This is a genomic window from Nocardioides sp. T2.26MG-1, from assembly GCF_950101795.1.
Lineage (GTDB): Bacteria > Actinomycetota > Actinomycetes > Propionibacteriales > Nocardioidaceae > Nocardioides.
Genome location: NZ_CATNLZ010000009.1, coordinates 1 through 25,712, shown reverse-complemented (window position 1 = coordinate 25,712; position 25,712 = coordinate 1). Strand labels below are relative to the sequence as shown.

Below are 25,712 nucleotides of genomic sequence, written 5' to 3'. Positions count from 1 at the left end.
CATGTCGTTGGCGAGCTCGGTCGCCCCGGCTCCGCGCGTCGGAGCGCCCGCCCGCCCCTGGCTGCGCTTCGCCGTACGGCGCCTCGGGCGGCTGCTGGTCTCCCTGTGGGTGCTGGTGACGGCGTCGTTCCTGATGATCCACCTGATCCCGGGCGACCCGGTGCGGGCGGCCCTGGGGCCGACCGCACCGGCGTCGCTGGTCGCCGCGCGGCGGGCGGACATGGGGCTCGACGACCCGCTGCTGGTGCAGTACTGGCACTACGTCCAGCACCTCCTCACCGGCGACCTCGGGACGTCGATGATCTCCCAGCTGCCGGTCTCGCAGATCGTCTCGCAGCGCCTGCCCGCCACGCTCCAGCTCGCGCTGCTCGCGTTCGTCGTCGCGATCGCGGTCGCGGTTCCGCTGGGGGTCTCGATGGGGGTGCTGACCCGGCGCGGCCACGGGCGGCGCACCGAGCTGGCGTTCACGACCAGCAGCGTGGTGGTGGGAATCGTCCCGGACTTCCTGGTCGGCGTCGCGCTCGTCTACGTCTTCGGCGTCAACCTGGGCTGGCTGCCCGTGGCCGGCAACGACACCCCGGACGCCTACGTGCTGCCGGTGCTGTCCCTCGCGATCGGGCCGGCGGCGATCCTGGCCCGCATCGTCCGGGTCGAGATGGTCTCGGTCCTCGAGGCCGACTTCGTGCGCACCGCCCGGGCCAAGCGGCTGCCGGCGCGCACGATCTACCTGGGCCACGCGCTGCCCAACGCGCTCACCGCGTCGCTCACGCTCGGCGGCCTGCTCCTCAGCGGCATGGTCGCCGGCACCGTGCTGGTCGAGAACGTCTTCGCCTGGCCCGGCCTCGGCAGCACGATCGTCTCCTCGATCCTCAACAAGGACTACCAGGTCGTGCAGGCCATCGTGCTCGTGTACGGCGTCGGCGTGCTGGTCGTCAACACCCTCGTCGACGTGGCGCTCGCGCTGATCGACCCCCGCTCCACGATCCGGGAGGACTGATGATCCGCCGCTGGAGGAGCGTGCTCCGCACCCCGCTGGGGATCGCGGCCACCGCACTGACCGTCGCCGTGCTGGTGCTGGCGGTGGTCGCGCCGATCCTCTGGACCGACGACGCCAACGCCGTCGACACCGGCAACATCCTCGCCGGTCCGTCGGGCGACCACTGGGCGGGCACCGACAACCTCGGCCGCGACATCCTCTTCCGCACGCTGGTCGCCACCCGCCTCTCGGTCGAGCTGGCCCTCGCGGCGACCGCGATCGCGGTGGTCGCCGGACTGGTCCTCGGCACGGCCGGGTTCGTCCTCGGCCGCCGACCGGGCCGCCTGGTCAGCGCCGCCATCAACATCGCGGTGGCGTTCCCGGGCATCCTCCTCGCGCTGTTCTTCGCGGTCGTCTTCGGCGTCGGCGCGACCGGTGCGGTGCTCGCGATCGGGTTCGCCGGGGCCCCGGCCTTCGGACGGCTCACCCAGACCCTGGTCGCCGGCATCGAGTCTCGCGACTTCATCTCCGCCGCCCGGATCGCGGGAGTCGGGCGCCTGCGGATCCTGGTGCGCCACGTGCTCCCGAACATCTCCGAGCCGCTGGTCGTCAACGCCACGATCGGCGCCGGCGGCGCGCTGCTCTCCTTCGCCGGGCTGTCCTTCCTCGGCCTGGGCGTCCAGCAGCCCCGCTACGACTGGGGCCGGCTGCTGTTCGACGGCATCAGCTCGATCTACGTCAACCCCGCGTCCGCGCTCGCCCCGGGCGCCGCCGTCCTGATCGCCGGACTCGCGTTCAACCTCTTCGGTGAGTCCGTGGCCAAGGGCCTCGGGGTCGGGGTCGTCGGCGGCATCCCGGCGCTTCCCCCGGTCGTCCCGACGCTGGTGACCGACGAGCCCCTGATCGAGGAGTCCCACCAGGCCGGCACCGACCTGGTGCTCGACGTGCGTGACCTCGAGGTGACCTTCCCGGGCGCACGCGGACCGATCCGTCCGGTGCGCGGCGTGAGCTTCGCCGTACGCCGCGGGGAGGCCGTCGGCGTGGTGGGGGAGTCCGGCTCCGGCAAGTCCCTGACCGCGCTCGCGGTCTCCCGCCTGGTCGGCGAGCCCGGCCGCGTCGACGCGTCCCGCCTCGACCTGCTCGGCACCGACCTGCGGGCGCGGGACTCCCGCGCGCAGCGCCAGCTGCTCGGCACCTCGCTGGCGATGGTGTTCCAGGACCCGATGACGTCGTTCAACCCCACCCGACGGATGGGCGGCCAGCTCGCCGAGGTGGCCCGCCACCACCAGGGTCTGGAGCGCCGCTCGGCGCTGGCCCGGGCCGTGGACCGGCTGCGGTCCGTGCGCATCTCCGAGCCCGAGCGGCGGGCGCGCCAGTACCCCCACGAGTTCTCCGGCGGCATGCGCCAGCGGGCGATGATCGGCATGGGCCTGATGGGCAACCCGGCGCTGATCATCGCCGACGAGCCCACGACGGCGCTCGACGTCACCGTCCAGCTGCAGGTGCTCGACCTGCTCCAGGCGATCCGCGAGGCCGACGGCGTCGCGCTGGTGCTGATCAGCCACGACGTCACCGTGGTCGGCGAGGTCTGCGACCGGGTGCTGGTGATGTACGCCGGACGGATCGTCGAGGACCTGCCGGCCGCCGCGCTCTCCGGCGAGGCGCTGCACCCCTACACCCGGGCGCTGGTGGCCGCCGTGCCCGACATGGACACCGACCTCGACCAGCCCCTGGCGGTGATCCCCGGCCGGCCGGTCGACCCCGCCGACGTACCGCCCGGCTGCGCGTACGCCGCCCGGTGCCCGCTCGCGAGCGAGCGCTGCCGTGTCGAGGACCCGGCACTGGTCCCGGCCGGCCCCGGTCACCGGGTGGCGTGCTGGCACGCGGGCGAGCCGATCGACATCGAGATCGCCGACCGCGAGGAGGTGCGGGTCCCGTGAGCGAGCTCCGCTTCGACGACGTCACCGTCCGCTACGGCCACCTCACCGCGGTCGACCGGGTCAGCCTCACCGTGCCCGCGGGCCAGGTCGTCGGGCTGGTGGGGGAGTCTGGATCCGGCAAGTCCACCCTGGCGCGGGCCGCAGTCGGTCTGGCACCGGTGAGCGGCGGCCGGATCCTGCTCGACGGCCGGCCGGTGCCCACCCGGGGCCGCCGACGCCCGCTGCAGATGGTGTTCCAGGACCCCTACTCCTCCCTCGACCCGCGGATGAGCATCGGCGAGAGCGTCGCCGAGGCGCTGCCGCCCGGACGGTCGCGTGACGAGCGGCGCGCGGAGGTGTACCGGCTGCTCGAGCTCGTGCACCTCGACCCGGGCAAGGCGGCCGTGCGCCCGGCGCTCCTCTCCGGCGGGCAGCGGCAGCGGGTCGCGCTGGCCCGCGCGCTCGCCGGCGACCCGCAGGTCGTGATCGCCGACGAGATCACCTCCGCGCTCGACGTCTCGATCCAGGGGGCGGTGCTCAACCTGGTGCGCGAGCTCCAGCGCGAGCTCGGTCTGTCCCTGCTGTTCATCTCCCACAACCTGGCGGTCGTGCGGTACGTCGCCAGCCACGTCGCGGTCATGCGCGGCGGCGTGATCGTCGAGGAGGGCCCGACCGACCGGGTGCTCGCCGACCCCGGCCACGACTACACCCGCGAGCTGCTCGCCGCGGTGCCCGGCTCCACCCCCAGCTCCCGTCCCAGGAGGACCCCGTGACCCGACGGATGCGCATCGACGACCTCACCGACCTCGCGGTGCCCTCCCAGCCGGTGCTGTCACCGGACGGGGAGCGCGTGGTCTACGTGCTCCGCACCCTCGACCGCGAGGGGGACCGCAACGTCGACCAGCTCTGGACCGTGCCCGCCGCCGGCGGCACCCCGCGCCGGCTCACGTCCGGGCCGAGCGACACCGCCCCGGCGTGGTCGCCGGACGGCACCCGGCTCGCGTTCCTCCGAGCGGGGCAGGTGCACGTGCTCCCTGCCGGGGGAGTCGACGCGGGCGACCCCGAGCAGGTCACCGACCTGCCGCTCGGCGCCGGCGCGCCCGTGTGGAGCCCCGACGGCGCCCGCATCGCGTTCACGGCGTCCGTCGACCCCGGCGACGGACCCGGCCCTCTGGTGGCGTCGCGGCTCGACTACCAGGCCGACGGCGCGGGCATGTTCGGCGCGGTCCGCAGCCAGCTGCACGTGGTCGACGTCGCCACCCGGGCCTGCCGGGTGCTCACCCACGAGACCGAGCACGCCGGCCAGCCGGCCTGGTCGCCGGACGGCCGGACGCTGGCGTTCACCCGCAAGGTCGGCGCCGACAGCGACCTCACGTTCCGCACCGCGGTCCACCTGCTCGACGTGGACGACCGCAAGGCGCTGGCGCGGGAGGTCGCGCTCGCCGACGGCGTCGCCGGCACCGTGTCCTTCGCCCGCGACGGCGCCGGCCTGCTCGTCGTCGGCTACCCCGGCGACCCCGTCGGTCACCAGCACCTGCTGCGAGTGCCGCTCGACGGCGGTGAGCCGGTCAGCCTCACCGGGCACCTCGACCGCAACGTGATGGCCGGCGGACCGGCCTACCCCGGCGGCCGCCCGCAGGAGGACGGCGACGGCCGGCTGCTGTTCTGCCTGCGCGACCGTGGCTGCACGCACCTGTGGGATGCCGACGGGCCGGTCCTGTCCGGCGCCGGCAGGGTCGTGTCCGGCCTCTCGGTCGTCGGCGGCACGGCCGTCGTCGTGCTCACCACGCCCACGTCGTACGGCGAGATCGTGGCGCTCGACCTCGCGACCGGCACCGAGACCGTGCTGACCGGCCACGGCGCCGGGCTGGGCGACGCTGAGAACAGGATCGAGCTGTTCGAGCCCGAGGAGCGGACGTTCACGATCTCCGACGGCACCGAGGTGCAGGCCTGGCTGGTCCGCGACCCGGCGATCGACGTGGAGCGCGAGGGGCCGCGGCCGCTGCTGCTCGACGTCCACGGCGGCCCGCACAACGCCTGGAACGCCGCCGCCGACGAGATGCACCCCTACCACCAGGAGCTCGCCGCCCGCGGCTGGGCGGTGCTGCTGGTCAACCCGCGCGGCAGCGACGGCTACGGCGAGGCGTTCTACGACGGGGTCAACGGCGCGTGGGGCGTCGCCGACCACCGCGACTTCCTCGAGCCGATCGACGCGCTGGTCGCCGAGGGCCTCGTCGACGCCGACCGGCTCGCGGTCACCGGCTACAGCTACGGCGGGTTCATGACCTGCTGGCTCACCGGCCACGACGACCGGTTCAAGGCCGGCGCCGCCGGCGGCGTCGTCAGCGACATGACCAGCATGTACGGCACCTGCGACGACGGCGTGTGCATGAGCTCCTTCGAGCTCGGCGGCACCCCGTGGGAGCAGCCGGAGGCGTATGCCGCGATGTCACCGCTCACCCGGGTGCACCGCGTCGAGACACCCACCCTGGTCCTGCACGGCGCCGCCGACCTCACCTGTCCGCTGGGCCAGGCCCAGCAGTGGCACACCTCGCTGCGCGGTCGCGGCGTCCCGACCGAGCTGGTCGTCTACCCCGACGCCTCCCACGCGTTCATCCTGCTCGGGCCGCCGTCGCAGCGGCTCGACTACGCCCACCGGGTGGTCGACTGGGTCGAGCGGTACACGGTGCACGCGGGCCGTCCCCGTCTCGACATCGCCCACTGGCAGCGCCGGCTCGCCCGGCTCGCCGAGCGGCACGGCGTCCCCGGCGCCCAGCTGGGCATCCTGCGCCACTCCGAGGGCGCCCACGCCACCGACGAGGTCGAGGTCGCGACGTACGGCGTCCTCAACCTCGACACCCGGGCACCGGTGACCCCCGACTCGGTCTTCCAGATCGGCTCGGTCACCAAGGTGTGGACCGCGACCGTCGTGATGCAGCTGGTCGACGAGGGTCTCGCCGACCTCGACGCCCCCGTGGTGGAGGTGCTGCCCGAGCTGCGGCTGGCCGACCCCGACGTCACCAAGCACGTGACGCTGCGGCACCTGCTCAACCACACCAGCGGCATCGACGGCGACGTGTTCACCGACACCGGCCGCGGCGACGACTGCCTGGAGAAGTACGTCGAGCTGCTCGGCGAGCAGACCCAGAACCACCCGCTGGGGGCCACCTGGTCCTACTGCAACGCCGGGTTCTCCGTGCTCGGACGGGTGATCGAGAAGCTGACCGGCAACACCTGGGACGAGGCGCTGCGCGAGCGGGTCTTCACGCCGTTGCAGATGCAGCACGCACTGACGCTGCCGGAGGAGGCGCTGCTCCACGCGGCGGCCGTCGGCCACGTCACCCAGGACGGGGTGAAGTCCGTCGCCCCGATCTGGCAGCTGCCGCGCTCGATCGGGCCGGCCGGCCTGGTCACCGCCAACGCCGCCGACGTGCTCGCGTTCGCCCGGCTGCACCTCACCGGCGGGCTCGCCCCCGACGGCACCCGCGTCCTGAGCGCCGAGTCGGCCGAGGCGATGGCCGCCCACCAGGCCGACCTGCCCGACAAGTACTCCCTCGGCGACTCGTGGGGGCTGGGCTGGATCCGGTTCGGCTGGGACGGCCGGCGGGTCTACGGCCACGACGGCAACACCATCGGCCAAGCCGCGTTCCTGCGGGTGCTGCCCGACGGCGCCGGCGGCGGGCTCGCGGTCACCCTGCTGACCAACAACGACGGCAGCCGCGACCTCTACGAGGAGCTCTACCGCGAGATCTTCGCCGAGCTCGCGGGCGTCGAGATGCCGCGGCCGCTGACCCCGCCCGAGCCGCCGCTGGACGATCCGGCCGGCGCGATCTCGGCGTACGTCGGCTCCTACCAGCGGGCCGGCGTGACCATGGAGGTGTACGTCGGGGACGACGGGCCGATGCTGCGCACCACGCTGACCGGCCCGCTGGCCGAGATGGTGCCCGACCCGGTCGACGAGCACGCGCTGGTGCCGTACGCGCCGGCGCTGTTCCTCACCAAGCCGCCGGAGGCGGAGACGTGGTTCCCGGTGACGTTCTACGAGCTGCCGACCGGCGAGCGCTACCTCCACTTCGGCGCGCGCGCCACCCCGAGGGCCGGCTGATGGACCTGTCCCTGCTGCTCGCCGACCTGCGGGAGCTCATCGAGTGCGAGTCGCCGTCGACCGACCTCGCGGCGGTCGCGCGCTCGGCCGACGTGGTGGCCCGGATCGGCACCGAGCGGCTCGGCGCGTCCCCGGAGCGGATCGTCCTGGACGGCCGCACCCACCTGCGCTGGCGGCTGGGGCAGGGCCCGGCCCGGGTCCTCGTGCTCGGCCACCACGACACGGTGTGGCCGGTCGGCACGCTCGCGACCCACCCGTTCACGATCGAGGGCGACGTGCTGCGCGGGCCGGGATGCTTCGACATGCTGGCCGGGCTGGCGATGGCGTTCCACGCGCTCGCCGGGCTCGAGCTCGCCGGGGGAGTGACGCTGCTGGTCACCGGCGACGAGGAGCTCGGCTCGCCGTCGTCGCGCGAGCTGGTCGAGGACGAGGCGCGGGGCCTGGACGCCGCCCTGGTGCTGGAGGCCTCGGCCGACGGGGCGCTGAAGACCGAGCGCAAGGGGGTGTCGCTCTACGAGGTCGTCGTGCGCGGCCGGGCGGCGCACGCGGGACTGGAGCCCGAGGCCGGGGTCAACGCCACGCTCGAGCTCGCCCACCAGGCGCTCGCGGTGGCCGCGCTCGGTGACGTCGCCGCCGGCACGACCGTGACGCCCACCCTGGCGCGGGCGGGCACGACCACGAACACCGTCCCGGCCGGTGGCTCCTTCGCCGTCGACGTGCGGGTCCGCTCGCTCGCCGAGCAGGAGCGGGTCGAGGAGGCGATGCGGGCGCTGCGGCCCGTGCTCGACGAGGCCGTCGTCAGCGTGCGCGGCGGGCCCAACCGGCCACCGCTCGAGGCGGCCTCGTCCGCCGCGCTGCTCGCCCGGGCCCGTGGGGTCGCCATACGCCTCGGGCTGGCGGAGCCCACCGCCGCCGCCGTCGGCGGTGCGTCCGACGGCAACTTCACCGCGGGCGTCGGCACGCCGACCCTCGACGGGCTGGGCGCCGCCGGCGGCGGGGCCCATGCCGACGACGAGCACGTGCTGGTCAGCGAGCTGCCGGGGCGTACCGCGCTGCTGCGCGGGCTGGTCGGCGACCTGCTGGCGCAGCCGACGAACCAGCTCCAGCCGACTGGTGCGGCACGACCATGACGACGCCCGAGAACCTGAGCAGCATGGGTGCCGTGACCAACCTGACCTCTCTCGGGCCCGTCGACACCGACCTGGACCGCGCCGTGCAGGCAGCCGATGCGGCCGCGCAGGTCGCGCGCGTCGCGGTCCGTGAGCTGACCGAGCTCGCCGACCTCGAGCGGGTGGTCGCCCTCTACGCACGGATCTGGGGCCGCGACACCAACCCGCCGATGACGCTGGAGCTGCTGCGCGCCTTCACGAAGGCGGGCAACTACGTCGGTGGCGCGTTCGAGGGCACCGAGCTGGTCGGTGCGTGCGTCGGGTTCTTCCACGCCCCCGCCGAGGACGCGCTGCACAGCCACATCGCCGGCGTCGCCCCCGAGACCGCCGGGCGCAGCGTCGGGTTCGCGCTCAAGCTGCACCAGCGGGCCTGGGCGCTGCTGCGCGGGATCTCCGAGATCGCGTGGACGTTCGACCCGCTGGTGAGCCGCAACGCCTACTTCAACCTGGTCAAGCTCGCCGCCGAGCCGGTCGAGTACCTCCCCAACTTCTACGGCGCGATGGCCGACAGCATCAACGGGCTCGACGACTCCGACCGGCTGCTGGTCCGCTGGCGGCTGCGCGACCCGGCAGTGGTCGCGGCGTGCTCGGGCGGAGGCGTCTCCGCCGTGATCTCCGAGGAGCTCGCGGCCGGTGCGGCCGTCGCGCTCGGGGTCTCCGACACCGGCACGCCGGTCCCGGGCCGTCTCGACGCACAGACCTCCCTGGTGGCCGTGCCGCACGACATCGCCGCGCTGCGCCTGCGCGACCCGGCGCTCGCGCAGCAGTGGCGGAGCGCGGTCCGCGAGGCGCTCTCGGCGCTGGTGGCCGACGGCGCCCGGGTGACCGGCTTCGACCGCGACGGCTGGTACGTCGTGCGGAGGACCCGGTGAGGCTCGAGGGCGTCGAGCTGCGGCACATCTCGATGCCGCTGGTCGCGCCGTTCCGCACGTCGTTCGGCACCCAGACCGTCCGCGAGCTCGTCCTGCTGCGGGTGGTGACCGACGAGGGGGAGGGCTGGGGCGAGTGCGTGGCGATGCCCGACCCGCTCTACTCGTCGGAGTACGTCGAGGGCTGCATGGACGTGCTCCGCCGCTTCCTGATCCCGGCGCTGGCGGCGGCCGGCCCGCTCGACGCGCACGCCGTCGCGGGCACGCTGCTGCCGTTCAAGGGGCACCGGATGGCCAAGGCCGCGCTCGAGATGGGGGTCCTCGACGCCGAGCTGCGGGCCGCCGGCCGGTCGTTCGGCCAGGAGCTGGGGGCCACCCGCGACCGGGTCCCGTGCGGGGTGTCGGTCGGCATCATGGACAGCGTCCCGGCACTGCTCGACGCCGTCGGCGGCTACCTCGACGAGGGGTACGTCCGGATCAAGCTCAAGATCGAGCCCGGCTGGGACGTCGAGCCGGTGCGGGCCGTCCGGGAGCGGTTCGGCGACGAGGTGCTGCTGCAGGTCGACGCGAACACGGCGTACACGCTCGCCGACGCGGAGCACCTCGCCCGCCTCGACCCCTTCGACCTGCTGCTGATCGAGCAGCCGCTCGAGGAGGAGGACGTGCTCGGCCATGCCGACCTGGCGAAGCTGATCGGCACGCCGGTGTGCCTGGACGAGTCGATCACCTCGGCCCAGTCCGCGGTCGCGGCCATCCGCCTCGGCGCGTGCGCGATCGTGAACATCAAGCCCGGCCGCGTCGGCGGCTACCTCGAGGCGGTGCGCATCCACGACGCCTGCGTGGAGGCGGGGGTCGCGGTCTGGTGCGGCGGCATGCTCGAGACCGGTCTCGGCCGGGCCGCCAACGTCGCGCTCGCGGCGCTGCCCGGGTTCACCCTGCCCGGCGATACGTCGGGGTCGGGTCGCTACTACCGCGCGGACGTCACCGACCCCTTCGTCCTCGACGACGGCCACCTCACCGTCCCCACCGGCCCCGGCCTCGGTGTCGCGCCGCTTCCCGACGCCCTCGCCGAGGTCACCACCGCCACCGAGTGGGTGCCGGTCTGAGCGGGGCGGGCCTTGCGGGGCTCGGCTGCTGGCAGCCCAAACCCGCACGACACGCCGACGACCACCGGCGTGTCGTGCGGGGATCGGCTGCCAGCAGCCGAAACCCTCGACGAGGCCGTTGGTCCGCATGGACCAACAAGACCATCGATCTGGTACGTGAGCACGAAGTAGGCTCACCCCACTGACGCCTACGGTCGAAGGGTGCTGACCGCGATGACCACTGCCCCCAGCTCCCGGCCGCGGGCCAGCCTGGGCCGGGTCCTCGACGACCTCGGCGCCACGCTGCTCGACCTGGTGCACGGCGACCCGGACGCCGGCCACGACATCGGGGGCGTGGTCATCCACGACCCGGTCGACGCGCCGGTGCTGCCGCCGCACGCGCTGGTGCTCGGGGTCGGGCTCGACGATCCCGACCACGTCGCCGGGCTGCTCGCCGACCTGGGCCGGCAGGGTGCCTCGGGTCTGGTGCTGCGCGCTCCGGTCCGCCTCACCGACCGGCTGCGCGACGCCGCCGACACCTCGGGTGTCGCGCTGCTCGCGCTGAGCCGCGGCGCCCCGTGGGCGCACCTCGCCGCGATGCTCCGCTCGCTGCTGGCGGAGGGCGACGTGGGGGTCGCGGAGCCCGAGTCGCTGGGCGGGCTGCCGTCCGGCGACCTGTTCGCGGTCGCGAACGCGATCGCGTCCCTGCTGGACGCTCCGATCACCATCGAGGACCGCAGCTCGAGGGTGCTCGCGTTCTCCGGCCGGCAGGACGAGGCTGACCCGTCCCGCGTCGAGACGATCCTGGGCCGCCAGGTCCCGGAGCGCTACGCACGGATCCTCAGCGACCGCGGGGTGTTCCGGGAGCTCCACCGCAGCGACCGGCCGATCTTCATCGAGCCCGCCGAGAGCGAGGAGGCGTTCTCGATGCCGCGGGTGGCCGTTGCGGTCCGGGCCGGCGACGAGGTGCTGGGCTCGATCTGGGCCGCGGTGCCCGGACCGCTGAGCGAGGAGCGCACCGACGCACTACGTGAGTCCGCGAAGCTGGTCGCCCTCCATCTGCTGCGCGTCCGGGCCGGTGCGGACGTCCAGCGGCGGCTGCGCGCCGACCTGCTCAGCTCCGCCCTCGAGGGCGGAGCGGGTGCCCGGGAAGCGCTGGAACGGCTCGGCCTGGCCGGCCAGTCGCTGATGGTGCTGGCGGTGGCGGTCTCCAAGGCCGACGCGGACGACGACCCGGCGGCGTCCACCGACGGAGCCGCCGCCGCCCACGAGCGGCAGCGGCTCAGCGACGCCTTCGCGATGCACCTCAGCGCGGTGCACCCGCGCTCGGCCGCGGCCCTGGTCGGCGACGTCACCTACGGCCTGGTGCCGATGCCCGGCGGCATGGAGGACGGCGAGGAGCGCGCGGTGCGGATCGCACACGACTTCCTCGACCGGGTGGGGGAGCGGATGCGCCCGGTCGTCGGCATCGGCCCGGTGGCTCAGGACCTCGCCGGCCTCGTGCACGCCCGGGCCAGCACCGACCGTGCCGTGCGGGTGCTCCGTGGCGGCCGTGGCGGACGCCGGGTCGCTCGGCTCGCCGACATCCAGGTGGAGGCGCTGATGCTGGAGCTGCGGGACCTGGCGACGGCCCGAGGCGACCGACCGACCGGCCCGCTGGCGCGGCTGATCGACTACGACCAGGCTCACCGGAGCTTCCTGGTCGAGACCCTGCGTGCCTGGCTGGACGCGTTCGGCGACGTGGCCGCGGCTGCGGACGCCCTCTACGTCCACCCGAACACGTTCCGCTACCGGCTGCGCCGGGTGTCCGAGGTCGGCGAGATCGACCTCACGGACCCCGAGGCCCGGTTCGTGGCCATGCTCCAGCTGCGGGTGCTGGCAGCGCGCAGCGGTGGCGACCCGGTGTAGCACCCCGGGCCCCACCGGCCCGGACTACCGTCGAGGCGTGGAACGCAGCCGCAGGCGCCGCACCTACTTCGTGCTCATGGGCGCCTGCGTGCTGCTGATCCTGCTCGCCTGGAACGTCGTACGGCTCTGGTCGACCGCCGCGGCCGTGGTGATGAGCGTGGTCGCCGCGCTGCTGCCGCCGGTCGCGGCGTTCGTGGCCAACCAGGGTGCGTTGGACGGCACCCGGCCGCCGACGCTCGACGACGAGCAGCGCTGACCGGACGGGGTCACTCGGACGGCTGCGGGACCTCGACGTTGCAGTCGACCTTCGGGTTGGCGCCGAGGTAGTTCAGAGGGCCGGCCACGATCGTCAGCGACGTGTCGCCGGCGGTCTTGCAGTTGACGTCCTGGTCGTCGCCGAAGTACCCGCGCTGCCAGGCGGCGGCCGCGCCGATCACCAGCCAGACGATGACGATGATCCCGATGAGGCTCTTCATGGTTGCTCCCTGCGTCGATGTCCCCCCGCCGCGGGTGACGTACCCCCGCGCGCCGCATCGTGAACCTCGGGGGGCGGCCCGACGCTCAGCCCCGGGTGTACCGCGCCTGGTAGGCGAGCAGGGCGGCGCGCCCGAGCTCGAGCTCCTCGGCCAGCTGGTCGACGAGCGCGGCGGCCGCCGCGGTCGAGCCGGTGTCGGCGACCAGCTCGATCTGCTGGGCGGTCCGGCCGGCCGGGGTGACCCCGAGGTTGAGGGCCCCGCCGGCGAGCTTGTGGGAGACCTGCTTGAGCGTCGTGGCGTCGTCGGCCGCCAGCGCCTCACGGATGGTCGCGAGCGTGCCCGGCGTGTTGGTGACGAAGTTGCCGATCGCCCGGTCGAGGTAGGTGGTGTTGCCGGGGTCGAGGTCGCGCAGCTCGTCGAGGCGGTCGAGCGTCAGCCCGTCGAGGCCTTCCGGTACGGCGGGCGTGGGGGCGTTCTCCTCCTCGGTCACGTGCCGCACGCTACGCGGTGCGGGCGGTCCGACGACACCGACCCACTGATCGAGCGCGCGCGCCAGGGCATTCGCGTCCACGGGCTTGGTCAGGAAGTCGTCCATCCCGCTCGCCAGGCACCGCTCCCGCTCGCCCTCCACCGCGGCCGCCGTCATCGCGATGATCGGCAGCCTTCTGCCGCCGGTCTCGCCGGCGCGGATCGCCCGGGTGGCGGCGTAGCCGTCCATGATCGGCATCTGCACGTCCATGAGCACGGCGTCGAAGCTCTCCTCGGCGAGCGCCGTCAGGGCCGCCGCCCCGTGCTCCACCACGCGTGCGCCGTAGCCGAGCGCCTCGAGCAGCCCGGCCGCCACCAGCTGGTTCACGACGTTGTCCTCGACCACCAGCACCCGGCGGGCGGGGCCCGCCGGGGCGACGCCGTCGGGCGACTCCGGCTCAGGACGGGGGCCGACGCCGGCCACGTGGCGCAGCAGCGCGGCGCGCAGCTCGCCGCCGAGCAGCGGCTTGGTCAGGCAGTCCAGGATGCCGGCGGTGCGCAGGTCCCAGGCCGACGGCGAGGTTCCCGACGTCAGCATGATCGTGCGCAGGTCGTACGACGGCTCCGCGCGCAGCGCGCGCGCCAGGTCGAGCCCGTCGCGGTCGGGCATCGACATGTCCAGCAGGACCGCCTCGAACGGGTCGCCCGCGGCGTACGCCCGGGCGATCGCGCGTTCGGCCTCGTCGGCCGTGCCGGCGGAGGCGGTGCGCAGGCCCCAGCGGGCCAGCTGCTCCTCGAGGATGAGCCGGTTGTGCTCGTTGTCGTCGACGACCAGCGCGTGGTGCCCGGTGAGCCAGCGGCGGGCGTACTCGTCGTCCGCGTCGACCGTGGCCCGGCCCGGGGCGCCGAAGTCGGCGGTGAACCAGAAGACGCTGCCGCCGCCCGGGTTGGGGGCGACGCCGATCTCGCCACCGAGCGCGTGCACGATCTCGCGCGAGATCGCCAGCCCGAGACCCGTGCCGCCGAACCGGCGGGTCGTCGACGCGTCGGCCTGCGTGAAAGCGTCGAACAGCCCGTCGGCGTGCTCCTCGGGCACGCCGAGGCCGGTGTCGGCGACGCTGACGTGCAGGCGGGTGCCCCCGTCCGCCCGGGGGGTGGCGGTCGCGCGGACGAACACCTCGCCGCGCTCGGTGAACTTCACGGCGTTCGAGCCGAGGTTGGTCACCACCTGGGCCAGGCGCGTCGGGTCGCCGGAGAGCATCTCGGGCACGTCGGGATGGCAGGACACGATCAGCTCGAGCCCCTTGGCCCGGGCGGCCTCGCCCAGCAGGCTGGCGACCTGGTCGAAGACGTCGCGGACCTCGAAGTCGAGGCGCTCCAGCTCCAGCTTGCCGGCCTCGATCTTGGAGAAGTCGAGGATGTCGTTGATGACGCTCAGCAGCGCCCGGCTCGCCACCTGCACCCCGGAGGCGAGCCGGACCTGGTCGGGGTCGAGCCGGGTCCGCAGCAGCAGGTCGTTGAGGCCGATCACCCCGTTGAGCGGGGTCCGGATCTCGTGGCTCATCGTCGCCAGGAACTCCGACTTCTGACGCGACGCCGCCTCCGCGGCGTCCCGGGCGTCGGCGAGCTCGCGCTGCCCGCGCTCCCGCTCGGCGACCCGGGCGAGCTGGACGGCCACCTGCTCGGCCATCGACTCGATCAGCTCGAACCGGTACAGCGGCGGCGCCGAGGTGATCGCGAGCACCGCCACGGCCTCGTCGGCGTAGGAGACCGTGAACGCGATCGTCAGCCGGTCGTCGTCCCAGACCGAGCGCTGCTCGCGGTAGGCCCGGTTGGCCAGCTCGAGCTCCGTCGCCGTGACCTCGGGGGTCGCGAGGTCGTCCTCCCGGTCCTGGTCGGTGACGTACAGCGGGACGACGGCGTCGCGGTCCTCGTTCAGCACGAACGCCCGCCCGCGCACCCAGTCGTCGTGCAGCAGCACCAGCTGGCGCGCCTGCACGAGGACGTCCGTGAGGGACGCGGCCTCGTTGGCGGCGGTGGCCACCGCCTGCATGAGGATGTTCTGGTTGACCTGGTCCTCGAGCGCGAGCTCGGCGAGCTTGGTCTCGGTGATGTCCTGGTGGGTGCCGTGCATCGACACCACCCGTCCCCGGTCGTCGGCCTGGGAGACACCGCGTCCCCGGGTCCACACCCAGTCGTCGTCGGCGGTGCGCACCCGGGCGACGAACACGAAGTCGGACGGTGCGTGCAGCGCGGCCTGGACCGCCTCGTCGACGGCGGCGCGGTCGTCCTCGTGCACGATCTCGAGGAAGTCGTCGTACGTCGCCGGGAACGTCTCGGGGTCGAGGCCGTAGAGCGCGCAGAGCTCGTCCGAGCCCCAGATCTCGCCGGCGCGGACGTCCCACTCCCAGCTCCCGATCCGGGCGATCCGCTGGGCCTCCGCGAGCCGGCGCCGGCTCGTGGTCAGCTCGTCGACGGCGCGCCTGCGGTCGCTGCAGTCGGTGAGCCGGTGGAGGACGGCGACCGAGCCGTCCGGGTCGTGCAGCAGGCTCTCGGTGACCGTCACCCACAGGGTGCTGCCGTCACGGCGCACGAACCGGCACTCGACGTCGTGGTCGTTGGCATGCCCGGCACGCAGGTGTTCGAGGTGGTCGGCGAACTGCTCCTTGCCGACCTCGTCGAGGGAGTCGAACACCGTCAGCCCGAGCGCCTCCTCCTCGCTGACGCCGAAGAGCGACCGCAGCGCGGGGTTGGCGTAGAGCGTCCGACCGTCGAGATCGAAGACCCAGATCCCGTCCGGTGACGTCTCCACGACGTCCCGGTACAGCACCGCACGCTCCATCACACCTCCCGCACGCAGGATAGGGCCCGCGGGTCAGGACTCGGCGGAGATCAGGTAGTCCCCGTCGGTGCCCTCGAGACCGAGCGTGACGTCGTCGGTCGACGTGGTGCCGTCGCGGCGCAGGTACTCCACGGTGTAGGTGATCCGCCGGGTCGCCGGATCCGCCTCGGCGGAGAGCAGGTCCGCGCTCTCGATGGTCCTCCAGAACGACTTGTAGCCGCCGAACCCGCCGCTGGCGTCCTGGAAGGCGGGGGTGAGCATCTCGAAGGCGGCCTTCGGGTCGGAGGTCACCGTCGAGAGGTAGTCCTCGATGAAGGTCTCCATGCCGTCCTGCGTCACCTGCGGGTCTGCGGTGCCGGTCGGGCTCCCGGAGGTCTGGCCGGCGCCGCCCGTCGCCTTGCCGGTCCGGCCGGCCCGCGGCTCGTCACCGCTGCCGCCGTCGTGGCTGGCGTCGTACGCCACCCAGCCGACCACCGCGATCGCCAGCACCAGCAGGGCCGCCGCGACGGCGGGAAGCAGCCGGCCGCGGCGCCGTGGACGGGGATCCGGCGTGGGCGCCGGCTCCGTCGGCGCCGGTGCGGGTGCCACGGGGGGCACGGCGCGCGACAGCAACCGCGTGGGCTCCGCATCGCTCGGACCGCTGGCGGCCGGGGCCGGGATGCCGGCCAGGACGGTCGCCGACGGCCCCGCGACCAGGAAGTCGCGGACCCGCGCCATCGACCAGCGGTCCGCGGGCTCGCGGCACATGGTCGCGTCCAGCAGCGGTGCAAGCCAGCCGGCGTCCGGCAGCCGCGGGGGCTCCTCGTGCACGATGCGGTAGAGGGCGCCGAGCACGTTGTCGCCGATCTCGTACGGCGGGTGGCCGGCGAGTGCGTGGAAGAGCGTGGCGCCCAGCGACCACACGTCGCTGGCGTCGGTCGCGACCTGGCCGGAGGCGACCTCGGGGGAGAGGTACGCCGGGGAGCCGGTCACGAGTCCGGTCTGGGTGAGCGACGCGTCCGCCTCGGCGCGGGCGATCCCGAAGTCCGAGAGCTTCACCTGTCCGTCGGGGGTGACCAGGATGTTCGACGGCTTCACGTCGCGGTGCACGATCCCCGCCGCGTGGGCGGCGGCGAGTGCGTCGGCGGCCTGGCCGACGACCTCCGCGGCGCCGTCGGAAGGGAGCGGGCCGCGCTGCCGGACCAGCTCCGCGAGCGTCGAGCCCTCGATGTACTCCATGACCAGCCACTGCTCGTGACCGTCGGTGACGAGGTCGTAGACCGCGACCACGTGCGGGTGGTTGAGCCGGGCCGCCAGGCGGGCCTCGCGCTCGGCGCGCTCCAGGTCGGGCGTCCCGATGCCGGGCGCCATCCCGACCCGCTTGAGGGCGACCTGTCGGCCGAGCACCTCGTCGATGCCGAGCCACACGGCGCCCGTGCCGCCGCGCCCCACCTCGCGCTCGAGCGTGTACCTACCAGCGATCACGTGCCGTCCCTTCCCGGATCCGCGCCAGCCTAGCCAGCGCCCCTGGACGAGCCGTTGGACAACCGGGTGGGCGTCGGCCGGGCCGATGGGGCAGGCTTGACCCGGCCGTACCCACCAGAAGATCCACTCAGCCCGAAAGGTCCACCGTGTCCATCGACCCGACCCTCCTCGACGACCTCGAGTGGCGCGGACTCATCGCGCACTCGACGGACCTCGACGCCTTGCGCGAGGCCCTGGGCGGGGGGAGCGTCCGGTTCTATGTCGGGTTCGACCCCACGGCGCCGAGCCTGCACATGGGAAACCTCGTGCAGATCCTGACCGCGAAGCGGCTCCAGGACGCCGGGCACACGCCGTACGCCCTGGTCGGCGGCGCCACCGGCATGATCGGCGACCCGAAGGAGTCGGGCGAGCGCACGCTCAACTCGCTCGACACCGTGAAGGAGTGGGTCGAGCGGGTGCGCCGCCAGATCGAGCCGTTCCTGTCGTTCGAGGGCGTCAACGCCGCGACGATGGTGAACAACTACGACTGGACCGCGAGCCTGTCGACGATCGACTTCCTGCGCGACATCGGCAAGCACTTCCCGGTCAACCGGATGCTCTCGCGCGACGTGGTGCGCAGCCGCCTCGACGCCGGCATCAGCTACACCGAGTTCAGCTACGTGCTGCTCCAGTCGATGGACTTCCTCAACCTCTACCGCGACCACGGCGTGGTGCTGCAGTTCGGCGGCTCCGACCAGTGGGGCAACCTCACCGGCGGCGTCGAGCTGATCCGGCGCTCCGACGGCGGCAAGGCCCACGCGTTCGCGACACCGCTGGTCACCAAGGCCGACGGCACGAAGTACGGCAAGACCGAGGGCGGGGCGCTGTGGCTCGACCCCGAGATGATGTCGCCGTACGCCTTCTACCAGTTCTGGCTCAACGTCGAGGACGAGAAGGTCGGCGAGCTGCTGCGCATCTTCACGTTCCTGTCACGAGCCGAGATCGAGGACATCGAGGCGCAGCACGCCGAGAAGCCGTTCCTGCGCGGCGCGCAGCGGGCCCTCGCCGAGCACGTGACGTCCCTGGTCCACGGCGCGGAGGAGACCGAGCGGATCAAGGCCGCCTCGGCGGCGTTGTTCGGGGGCGGGGACCTGGCGTCGCTCAGTGCCGCCACCCTGGGCGCGGCTCTCCGTGAGGCGGGCAGCGCGGCCGTCGACGGTGACGAGGACCTGCCGCCGATCGTGGAACTGATGGTCGCCACGGGCCTGGCCAAGAGCAAGGGCGAGGCGAGGCGCACGGTCGCCGAGGGCGGTGCCTACCTGAACAACGTGCGCGTCGAGGACCCCGACCACGTGCCGACTCCCGACGAGCTCATCGACGGGACCTGGCTGGTGCTGCGGCGGGGCAAGAAGAACTTCGCCGGCGTCGAGGTCCGCTGATCGTGGACACGGACGCGCGCTGGCTGGACGAGCTGGAGCAGCGGGCCCGGGAGGTGCTCCCGGCCTCGGTGCTCGAGTACGTCCTCCAGGGGGCGCGCGAGTCCGTGACCGCGGGGGAGGCGACGGCGGGGTGGCGGGCGGTCCGCTTCCGCCCACGGGTGCTGCACGACGTCACCCACGTCGAGACCGGGGTGAGCTTGCTGGGCCAGCCCGTCGCCGTCCCGTGGGGCGTGGCGCCGAGCACCCTGCAGCGCGCCGTCCACCCCGAGGGCGAGCTCGCCATGGCCCGCGCCTGCGCGGAGGCCGGGTCCCTCATGGTGGTGTCCAGCAACGCGGGGACGCCGTTCGCCGAGATCGGTGCGACCGGCGTGGACTGGTGGGTGCAGGCCTATCTGCCGGCCGACCGCACCCTGGCCGAGCCGATGCTCGAGAGGGCGGTCGCCGCCGGGGCCAGGGCGGTCGTCTTGACCGTCGACACCCCAGTGGTCGCCACCAAGTACGCCAGCCCGGGCATCCCGGCCGTCTGGGACACCGTCGACCCGGCGATGCTGCGGGTCAACTTCGATGCGGGGTACGACGAGCAGCCCGGTGCGGAGAAGGCCCTCGACCTGGGGCCGCACGACATCGGCTGGGTGGCCGCGCGCACCGGCCTGCCCGTGGTCGTGAAGGGGGTCCTCCGCGCCGAGGACGCCGTGCGCTGCGTCCAGGCCGGCGCAGGTGCGGTCTGGGTGTCCAACCACGGCGGCCGGCAGCTCGACCGCACCGCCGCCACGTCCTCGTGCCTCCCGGAGGTCGTCGGGGCCGTGGGGGAGCGGGCCGAGGTGTACGTCGACGGCGGGCTGCGCCACGGGCTCGACGTCCTGGCGGCCCTGGCCCTCGGTGCGAGGGCCGTCTTCCTGGGCCGCTCGCCCCTCCTCGCGCTCCTCGACGGGGCGGACGGCGTGGCCCGGTTGCACCGGGAGCTCCGCGTGCAGACGGTCGAGGCGCTCCGGCTGGCCGGGTGCCGCACCGCCTCCGAGGCGCCTGGACTCGCCGCCGCGCCGCGGCCTACCCCGCTCTGACCTGCACAAACGCGACTGTGGCCCGGCTCACGTCACCCCGATTTGAACTCCTGGGGAGCGTCCCCTAATGTTCTCCGGGTCGCCAGGGAGCGGCGGGAGGCAAGACCGCGAGGTCGGGCGTCCGGCCCCGGTGGCCACCTCTCTCACACCATCCTCACGGATGTGTCAGTGCGCGCACTAGCGGCCTGGGACGTCATCGAGGTCTAGTGGCGTGCGAGCGGAGGCAAGAATTCACGCGGATTTGCGCCGCGGAATACGAGCCGCTAAGTTTTACGAGTCGCCCCGAGCGAAACACACGAAAGTGTGCGAAGCGGTGTGCGTCTGATTCTTGAGAACTCAACAGTGTGTCATAGTCGACGAATTAGTTTGTAATGCCCCGTTGACTGATGTTTCTGCCTGGTGGCCTTTTGGGGTTGGTGGGTGGGGGTGTTGGTTGATGGTTTCTTTGACAATGATTCTGGCAATTTTTTGTCAGTGATCTCCTGTCAGGGCGTCTCTTTTTCCTGGCTGTTCTGCCTTTGGGTGGGGTGGTTGGGTGTTGTTTTCAACGGAGAGTTTGATCCTGGCTCAGGACGAACGCTGGCGGCGTGCTTAACACATGCAAGTCGAGCGGAAAGGCCCTTTCGGGGGTACTCGAGCGGCGAACGGGTGAGTAACACGTGAGTAATCTGCCCTTCACTTTGGGATAACTACCGGAAACGGTGGCTAATACCGGATACGACATCTCCTCGCATGGGGTGGGTGTGGAAAGTTTTTTCGGTGGGGGATGTGCTCGCGGCCTATCAGCTTGTTGGTGGGGTAATGGCCTACCAAGGCTTCGACGGGTAGCCGGCCTGAGAGGGTGACCGGCCACACTGGGACTGAGACACGGCCCAGACTCCTACGGGAGGCAGCAGTGGGGAATATTGGACAATGGGCGGAAGCCTGATCCAGCAACGCCGCGTGAGGGATGACGGCCTTCGGGTTGTAAACCTCTTTCAGTACCGACGAAGCGCCGGTAATGGTGGTGACGGTAGGTACAGAAGAAGCACCGGCCAACTACGTGCCAGCAGCCGCGGTAATACGTAGGGTGCGAGCGTTGTCCGGAATTATTGGGCGTAAAGGGCTCGTAGGCGGTTTGTCGCGTCGGGAGTGAAAACGCCGGGCTTAACTCGGTGCTTGCTTTCGATACGGGCAGACTAGAGGCATGCAGGGGAGAACGGAATTCCTGGTGTAGCGGTGAAATGCGCAGATATCAGGAGGAACACCGGTGGCGAAGGCGGTTCTCTGGGCATGTCCTGACGCTGAGGAGCGAAAGTGTGGGGAGCGAACAGGATTAGATACCCTGGTAGTCCACACCGTAAACGTTGGGCGCTAGGTGTGGGGCCTATTCCATGGGTTCCGTGCCGCAGCTAACGCATTAAGCGCCCCGCCTGGGGAGTACGGCCGCAAGGCTAAAACTCAAAGGAATTGACGGGGGCCCGCACAAGCGGCGGAGCATGCGGATTAATTCGATGCAACGCGAAGAACCTTACCTGGGTTTGACATACGCCGGAAAGCGCCAGAGATGGTGCCCCTTTTAGTCGGTGTACAGGTGGTGCATGGCTGTCGTCAGCTCGTGTCGTGAGATGTTGGGTTAAGTCCCGCAACGAGCGCAACCCTCGTCCTATGTTGCCAGCAAGCCTTTTAGGTGTTGGGGACTCATAGGAGACTGCCGGGGTCAACTCGGAGGAAGGTGGGGATGACGTCAAGTCATCATGCCCCTTATGTCCAGGGCTTCACGCATGCTACAATGGCCGGTACAAAGGGCTGCGATGCTGTAAGGCGGAGCGAATCCCAAAAAGCCGGTCTCAGTTCGGATTGGGGTCTGCAACTCGACCCCATGAAGTCGGAGTCGCTAGTAATCGCAGATCAGCAACGCTGCGGTGAATACGTTCCCGGGCCTTGTACACACCGCCCGTCACGTCACGAAAGTCGGCAACACCCGAAGCCGGTGGCCTAACCCTTGTGGGGGGAGCCGTCGAAGGTGGGGCTGGCGATTGGGACGAAGTCGTAACAAGGTAGCCGTACCGGAAGGTGCGGCTGGATCACCTCCTTTCTAAGGAGCACATACCCCGCGCGCCCGGCATCTGTCCGGGTGGCATTGGTGGTGTTCACTAGTGGAATCGTCGATGAACGGCCCTTGGTTGGGTCGGTGTCCTTCTCAGTACTATCTGTCAGCTTGCTGGTGGGTGTGGAACCTGGGGGTGCCGGTCTGGTGGGGGCTTTGACACGCTGTTGAGCTTTGAGGAATCAGACTGGGTTGTCGGCCTCTGTGAGGGGGTCGGGGCCTGCTGGTGACTTGATGCCTCCCAGGACCTGTCTTCGCCGTGTGGTGGGGGTGGGCCTGTTGGTGGGTGTGGATCTTGTGAATTGGATAGTGGACGCGAGCATCTGTGGCTGGACAGTATCTGTCCGGTCACTTTTCGACGCCGCCGTGACGCACGTGGGTTGGCCCTGTTGGGGTTGGCCTGGGTGGGTGGTGGTGGTGTCGGAGTCTTTGTAGTTTTTGTTGAGTGTTTGTGAGACAAGCTATGAAGGGCACATGGTGGATGCCTTGGCATCAAGAGCCGATGAAGGACGTAGGAGCCTGCGATAAGCCCTGGGGAGTTGGCAACCGAGCTGTGATCCGGGGGTGTCCGAATGGGGGAACCCAGCACGAGTCATGTCGTGTTACCTGCACCTGAATATATAGGGTGTGTGGAGGGAACGCCGGGAAGTGAAACATCTCAGTACCGGTAGGAAGAGAAAACAATAGTGATTCCGAGAGTAGTGGCGAGCGAAATCGGATCAGGCTAAACCTTATGCGTGTGATACCCGGCAGGGGTTGCGCATGGGGGGTTGTGGGACCATTCATACGGATCTGCCGGTCCGTGAGGCAGTAAGAAAACTCACTCGAAGTTGAAGTCCATTGGAAAGTGGCGCCGTAGAGGGTGATAGCCCCGTAAGTGTAAGTGTGAGTCTGTCGAGTGGTATCCCAAGTAACACGGAACCCCTGAAATTCCGTGTGAATCTGGCGGGACCACCCGTTAAGCCTAAATACTCCTTGATGACCGATAGCGGACAAGTACCGTGAGGGAAAGGTGAAAAGTACCCCTGGCGGGGAGTGAAATAGTACCTGAAACCGTGTGCCTACAATCCGTCGGAGCGAGAGCTTGCTCTTGTGACGGCGTGCCTTTTGAAGAATGAGCCTGCGAGTTTGCGTTGTGTTGCGAGGTTAACCCGTGTGGGGGAGCCGTAGCGAAAGCGAGTCCTAATAGGGCGGTCCAGTAGCACGATCAAGACCCGAAGCGAAGTGATCTATCCATGGGCAGGTTGAAGCGCGGGTAAGACCGCGTGGAGGACCGAACCCACTTAGGTTGAAAACTGAGGGGATGACCTGTGGATAGGGGTGAAAGGCCAATCAAACTTCGTGATAGCTGGTTCTCCCCGAAATGCATTTAGGTGCAGCGTTGCGTGTTTCTTGCCGGAGGTAGAGCACTGGATAGCTAATGGGCCCTACCAGGTTACTGACGTTAGCCAAACTCCGAATGCCGGTAAGTGAGAGCGCAGCAGTGAGACAGTGGGGGATAAGCTCCATTGTCGAGAGGGAAACAGCCCAGACCATCAGCTAAGGCCCCTAAGCGGTGACTAAGTGGAAAAGGATGTGGAGTCGCATTGACAACCAGGAGGTTGGCTTGGAAGCAGCCACCCTTGAAAGAGTGCGTAATAGCTCACTGGTCAAGTGATTCCGCGCCGACAATGTAGCGGGGCTCAAGTCATCCGCCGAAGCTATGGCATTCACGCGTATAGCCCTAACGGGTGTGTGGATGGGTAGGGGAGCGTCGTGTCGCGAGTGAAGCTCCGGAGTGATCCAGGGGTGGACGCGACACGAGTGAGAATGCAGGCATGAGTAGCGAATCAGGAGTGAGAAACTCCTGCGCCGAATGATCAAGGGTTCCAGGGTCAAGCTAATCTGCCCTGGGTAAGTCGGGACCTAAGGCGAGGCCGACAGGCGTAGTCGATGGACAACGGGTTGATATTCCCGTACCGGCAAAGCAGCGCCCATGACGAACCCGGTGATGCTAACCGCCCGAAGCTCATCTGACCGATCCCTTCGGGGTGAGGCGGGTGAGGGGAGCGCGGGACCCGATCTGGTAGTAGTCAAGCGATGGGGTGACGCAGGAAGGTAGCCCAACCGTGGCGATGGTTGTCCACGGGTAAGGATGTAGGGGGTGGTCCAGGTAAATCCGGACCACTGGCTTGGATGCCGGCCCTGAGATCCGATGCCGATCCTTAATGGAGTAGTGGGTGATCCTATGCTGTCGAGAAAAACCTCTAGCGAGCTGCGCGCCGCCCGTACCCCAAACCGACTCAGGTGATCAGGTAGAGAATACCAAGGCGATCGAGCGAACCATGGTTAAGGAACTCGGCAAAATGCCCCCGTAACTTCGGGAGAAGGGGGGCCGGATCCGTGACACACCTTGCGTGTGGAAGCGGTGATGGCCGCAGAGACCAGGCCCAAGCGACTGTTTACTAAAAACACAGGTCCGTGCGAAGTTGTAAGACGATGTATACGGACTGACTCCTGCCCGGTGCTGGAAGGTTAAGGGGACCGGTTAGACACGTAAGTGTCGAAGCTGAGAACTTAAGCCCCAGTAAACGGCGGTGGTAACTATAACCATCCTAAGGTAGCGAAATTCCTTGTCGGGTAAGTTCCGACCTGCACGAATGGAGTAACGACTTGGGCGCTGTCTCAACCGTGGACTCGGCGAAATTGCACTACGAGTAAAGATGCTCGTTACGCGCGGCAGGACGGAAAGACCCCGGGACCTTTACTATAGTTTGGTATTGGTGTTTGGTTCGGCTTGTGTAGGATAGGTGGGAGACTGTGAAGCATTCACGCCAGTGAGTGTGGAGTCAACGTTGAAATACCACTCTGGTCGTACTAGATGTCTAACCTAGGTCCATTATCTGGATCAGGGACAGTGCCTGATGGGTAGTTTAACTGGGGCGGTTGCCTCCTAAAATGTAACGGAGGCGCTCAAAGGTTCCCTCAGCCTGGTTGGCAATCAGGTGGCGAGTGTAAGTGCACAAGGGAGCTTGACTGTGAGACAGACATGTCGAGCAGGGACGAAAGTCGGAACTAGTGATCCGGCGTCGGCATGTGGAAGCGACGTCGCTCAACGGATAAAAGGTACCCCGGGGATAACAGGCTGATCTTCCCCAAGAGTCCATATCGACGGGATGGTTTGGCACCTCGATGTCGGCTCGTCGCATCCTGGGGCTGGAGTAGGTCCCAAGGGTTGGGCTGTTCGCCCATTAAAGCGGCACGCGAGCTGGGTTTAGAACGTCGTGAGACAGTTCGGTCCCTATCCGCCGCGCGCGCAGGAAACTTGAGAAAGGCTGTCCCTAGTACGAGAGGACCGGGATGGACGAACCTCTGGTGTGCCAGTTGTCCCGCCAGGGGCACGGCTGGTTAGCTACGTTCGGAAGTGATAACCGCTGAATGCATCTAAGCGGGAAGCACGTTTCAAGATGAGGTTTCCCACCCCCTCGAGGGGGTAAGGCCCCCAGCAGAACACTGGGTTGATAGGCCGGAGGTGTACAGCAGCAATGCCCAGCCGACCGGTACTAATAGGCCGAGGGCTTGTCCCACAAACCCTCAACCAAACCTACAAAACACCTCGCGTCCACGAATCCAGTTCACAGCCCGCACGGGCACGCCCACCGGGCGCCACCGTGACCGGGCAACGCACGACATATCTGAATAATGGCTTGGCCCCAGCACCCCCTCACGGTGAACACACCCGCGAGGAACTGGAGCCGCAAGAGTTACGGCGGCCATAGCGAAAGGGAAACACCCGGTCCCATCCCGAACCCGGAAGTTAAGCCTTTCAGCGCCGATGGTACTGCAACCGAGAGGCTGTGGGAGAGTAGGACGCCGCCGGACAT

Annotated in this window: 14 protein-coding genes and 3 rRNA genes; 14 read left to right on the top strand and 3 right to left on the bottom strand. The window is 70.1% G+C overall.

Going from position 1 to position 25,712, the window contains the following annotated elements:
- Nucleotide 1 precedes the first annotated feature (1 nt).
- The 9 genes from QQZ14_RS08700 (at nt 2) to QQZ14_RS08660 (ending at nt 12,287) form a co-directional block, all read left to right on the top strand.
- Entirely contained in the window at nt 2–997 is a 996-nt protein-coding gene (locus QQZ14_RS08700; RefSeq protein ID WP_284533860.1) for an ABC transporter permease, read from the top strand.
- Entirely contained in the window at nt 997–2,916 is a 1,920-nt protein-coding gene (locus QQZ14_RS08695; RefSeq protein ID WP_284533859.1) for a dipeptide/oligopeptide/nickel ABC transporter permease/ATP-binding protein, read from the top strand. Before QQZ14_RS08700 ends, QQZ14_RS08695 begins: the two co-directional genes overlap by 1 nt.
- Nucleotides 2,913–3,668: an ABC transporter ATP-binding protein gene (locus QQZ14_RS08690; RefSeq protein WP_284533858.1), complete on the top strand. Its 756-nt coding sequence runs from the start codon at nt 2,913–2,915 to the stop codon at nt 3,666–3,668. Before QQZ14_RS08695 ends, QQZ14_RS08690 begins: the two co-directional genes overlap by 4 nt.
- Nucleotides 3,665–7,000 carry a serine hydrolase gene (locus tag QQZ14_RS08685; RefSeq protein ID WP_284533857.1) on the top strand — a complete coding sequence of 1,112 codons (3,336 nt, stop codon included), beginning with the start codon at nt 3,665–3,667 and terminating at the stop codon, nt 6,998–7,000. The genes QQZ14_RS08690 and QQZ14_RS08685 overlap by 4 nt, the downstream gene beginning before the upstream one ends.
- Nucleotides 7,000–8,130: a M20/M25/M40 family metallo-hydrolase gene (locus QQZ14_RS08680; RefSeq protein ID WP_284533856.1), complete on the top strand. Its 1,131-nt coding sequence runs from the start codon at nt 7,000–7,002 to the stop codon at nt 8,128–8,130. Before QQZ14_RS08685 ends, QQZ14_RS08680 begins: the two co-directional genes overlap by 1 nt.
- Nucleotides 8,131–8,153: 23 nt before the next feature.
- Entirely contained in the window at nt 8,154–9,041 is an 888-nt protein-coding gene (locus tag QQZ14_RS08675) for a GNAT family N-acetyltransferase (RefSeq protein WP_284533855.1), read from the top strand.
- Nucleotides 9,038–10,144: an o-succinylbenzoate synthase gene (menC, locus tag QQZ14_RS08670; RefSeq protein ID WP_284533854.1), complete on the top strand. Its 1,107-nt coding sequence runs from the start codon at nt 9,038–9,040 to the stop codon at nt 10,142–10,144. Before QQZ14_RS08675 ends, menC begins: the two co-directional genes overlap by 4 nt.
- Nucleotides 10,145–10,357: 213 nt before the next feature.
- A complete protein-coding gene (locus tag QQZ14_RS08665; protein WP_284533853.1) occupies nt 10,358–12,031 on the top strand; it encodes a helix-turn-helix domain-containing protein in 1,674 nt (557 codons plus the stop codon).
- A gap of 37 nt (nt 12,032–12,068) precedes the next feature.
- Nucleotides 12,069–12,287 carry a DUF3099 domain-containing protein gene (locus QQZ14_RS08660; RefSeq protein ID WP_284533852.1) on the top strand — a complete coding sequence of 73 codons (219 nt, stop codon included), beginning with the start codon at nt 12,069–12,071 and terminating at the stop codon, nt 12,285–12,287.
- Nucleotides 12,288–12,297: 10 nt separating this feature from the next.
- Here the strand turns inward: QQZ14_RS08660 and QQZ14_RS08655 are convergent, their stop codons facing one another.
- The 3 genes from QQZ14_RS08655 to QQZ14_RS08645 all read right to left on the bottom strand — a co-directional run bounded on the left by QQZ14_RS08655 (nt 12,298) and on the right by QQZ14_RS08645 (nt 17,281).
- Nucleotides 12,298–12,507 (bottom strand): hypothetical protein, encoded by a 210-nt coding sequence (locus QQZ14_RS08655; RefSeq protein WP_284533851.1) that lies wholly within the window; start codon nt 12,505–12,507, stop codon nt 12,298–12,300.
- Nucleotides 12,508–12,592: 85 nt separating this feature from the next.
- Complete coding sequence (locus tag QQZ14_RS08650; RefSeq protein WP_284533850.1) at nt 12,593–15,805, bottom strand: response regulator; 3,213 nt, start codon at nt 15,803–15,805, stop codon at nt 12,593–12,595.
- A gap of 45 nt (nt 15,806–15,850) precedes the next feature.
- Nucleotides 15,851–17,281: a serine/threonine-protein kinase gene (locus tag QQZ14_RS08645; protein WP_284533849.1), complete on the bottom strand. Its 1,431-nt coding sequence runs from the start codon at nt 17,279–17,281 to the stop codon at nt 15,851–15,853.
- 146 nt (nt 17,282–17,427) lie between these two features.
- Here QQZ14_RS08645 and tyrS point away from each other — a divergent pair, with 146 nt between their 5' ends.
- The 5 genes from tyrS to rrf all read left to right on the top strand — a co-directional run bounded on the left by tyrS (nt 17,428) and on the right by rrf (nt 25,710).
- Nucleotides 17,428–18,699 (top strand): tyrosine--tRNA ligase, encoded by a 1,272-nt coding sequence (gene tyrS, locus QQZ14_RS08640; protein ID WP_284533848.1) that lies wholly within the window; start codon nt 17,428–17,430, stop codon nt 18,697–18,699.
- Between the two features lie 2 nt (nt 18,700–18,701).
- Nucleotides 18,702–19,760: an alpha-hydroxy acid oxidase gene (locus QQZ14_RS08635; RefSeq protein ID WP_284533847.1), complete on the top strand. Its 1,059-nt coding sequence runs from the start codon at nt 18,702–18,704 to the stop codon at nt 19,758–19,760.
- Nucleotides 19,761–20,304: 544 nt separating this feature from the next.
- A 16S ribosomal RNA gene (locus QQZ14_RS08630) occupies nt 20,305–21,837 on the top strand.
- A 466-nt stretch (nt 21,838–22,303) separates the two neighbouring features.
- A 23S ribosomal RNA gene (locus tag QQZ14_RS08625) occupies nt 22,304–25,415 on the top strand.
- Nucleotides 25,416–25,593: 178 nt separating this feature from the next.
- Nucleotides 25,594–25,710: ribosomal RNA gene (gene rrf, locus QQZ14_RS08620) — 5S ribosomal RNA — on the top strand.
- The 16S, 23S and 5S rRNA genes sit together here, the layout of an rRNA operon.
- Nucleotides 25,711–25,712 lie beyond the last annotated feature (2 nt).